This is a genomic window from Chengkuizengella axinellae (assembly GCF_030730905.1).
In the GTDB taxonomy this organism is placed as follows: Bacteria; Bacillota; Bacilli; order Paenibacillales; family KCTC-33759; genus Chengkuizengella; species Chengkuizengella axinellae.
The window spans coordinates 1-2,048 of sequence record NZ_JAVAMP010000035.1 but is presented as its reverse complement, the minus strand read 5'-3'; the positions used below and the strand labels follow the sequence as shown (position 1 = coordinate 2,048).

General features: G+C 35.1%; 1 pseudogene. It reads left to right on the top strand.

Annotation, left to right across the window (positions count from 1 at the left end):
• Positions 1–2,048, top strand: a pseudogene (locus tag Q5Y73_RS24470) (hypothetical protein); the annotation flags it as partial.

Here is a 2,048-nt window from a genome sequence, read left to right as displayed (position 1 = left end):
ACCTACTCCAAACATCAGACGGTTATGTCTATGCCATCCCTATGTTTCGTATACCACGTAGAAACAGTGGAGGATATAGCGTTGAGAATGTGAATGGGGCAGATGATTATGCATCGATAATGACCAAAAACAGTGGAACCTATACAGTTAATCAAGATTATATAGACGTAGAAGAACCTAGTAAATATCTAATCGGTGATCAAGTTGCTTATAGTTTGGATAGTAGAGCAGTTCCATTCATTACTAAAATAGAAGGAAATAGATTGTGGTTAAGTTATGCTTTATCTTCCGTTAAAAATTTTGATATTGGAGAAACAGATATAATTGTTGTAAGCAGTAGACGTCCCGACAACCTATACTCTAACATCATAGATCAACGTGACATCATTGACCTAAGACACAAAGTAAGCTTAACAGGTGAAGATTACAACAAGATCATGAACGAAGAATTTAACCGACTCTTAGCAGGGGAAAACGGAAATGTTGAGATGAAGAAAGAGTATTTCGGTTTGGAGAAAGCACCTAATTATGTTGAGGTGCAACAGGACAATTATCCTTACGTGGTTGAGAATTTAATACCATCTTTTTATGAGTGGGATTTACACGAAGATGCAACAGCAATTAGTCCATATGAGTTGGAGTTGAATCCATCAGGGGATTATCAAGGTAGTTCTGTGAAAATAGAAGTAATTGCTAATCAAGATTACACATTTAATATCCCTAATATTGAAAATGAATTTTATTACGACATTCTTTTCTTGGACGAGGAAGAAAATAAAATAGGTGAAATATATAATGCTAGAGAAAGAAAAAGTTTTATAACTCCAAACAATACTAAGATTATTAAGATTTACACTTCCAATGGAATAGGAAGAGGGATATTCACTTTCAAAAACCCTATACTATCCACAGGCTCACAACCTAACCCTGTATTTGTCCCATATGGCAAATGGTACGTCCCTGCCGACTATGCTAACCAAGACACTAACGTAAGGTTTGACCTAACAGACCAAAAACGTATTCTATCCGATGCTCAAACCTCTCAAAAAGTATCCGATAAAATAGAAGTTTTATCCAACGATCATTTAAAACATATAGAGGTTACGCAAGCTATACAAGGTATTTGGAGTGCTGGAGATACAATTAAGATTAAAGGTTATGACGGTATTGTTAGTGGTGTGATAGATGAAGATACTGCTTTAGCAAAACTCTTAGAAACACCTTCTAACACAACAATAATTGTCGATGATGTCAGTAAATTAACTGTTGGAGATAAGATAAAAGCTTATACTTTTGGGTGGTCTACTCCTAGTGCAGATGTAAGCATTGTTTCTATTGATTCTAATACAAATACAGTAACAATTAGTTCTTCGTTAATCGGATGGCTTAGTTCTTCTGATAGAACTTATATAATAGAAACCACAGCAGACACATCAGATCCAATTGTAAAAGCAGAGGGAATAAACGGAGAATGGACAAATAAAGCAACAAGTGAAGCAACATACACCATAGATACAGTACCAACCGATAATACAGCAGATATATTAATTGAGTACAGTGTTAACTATGCAGGTGGTCAAGGAATTGAACATGTACCTAATAACGTGCTTGAAGCTGAAGTGAATGGTCAGAAGTTAGTGAAAAATGATGATGGCATTATTACCATTAAGGCTAATTTTGAAGGGAAAGAAAGTGGAAATACGGATTTAAATCCTCACATTATAAAATATGAACATGAAAAAACAACATTAAGAACACCATATGAAACTGGCAAGTTCGAACCTCCTCAATTTTACTATGATATGGTTGATAAACTAGATAACATACTGTTTTCTATTGGTAGCAACGTATTACTTAATGGGAATATAGCTCAACAATTATTCTCCTTCAACATTATACGAGCCATCCAAGACAAACTAGGAGAGGGATTTTTTGAAGGTTGCATGACGATTGAGGATAAGGTGCAGAGGGTTAGTCAATCAGATATATATTGGACTTATCGGTGGTATGGTTTTGGAGAGAACCCTAACGGAAATAAAGCAGTTATT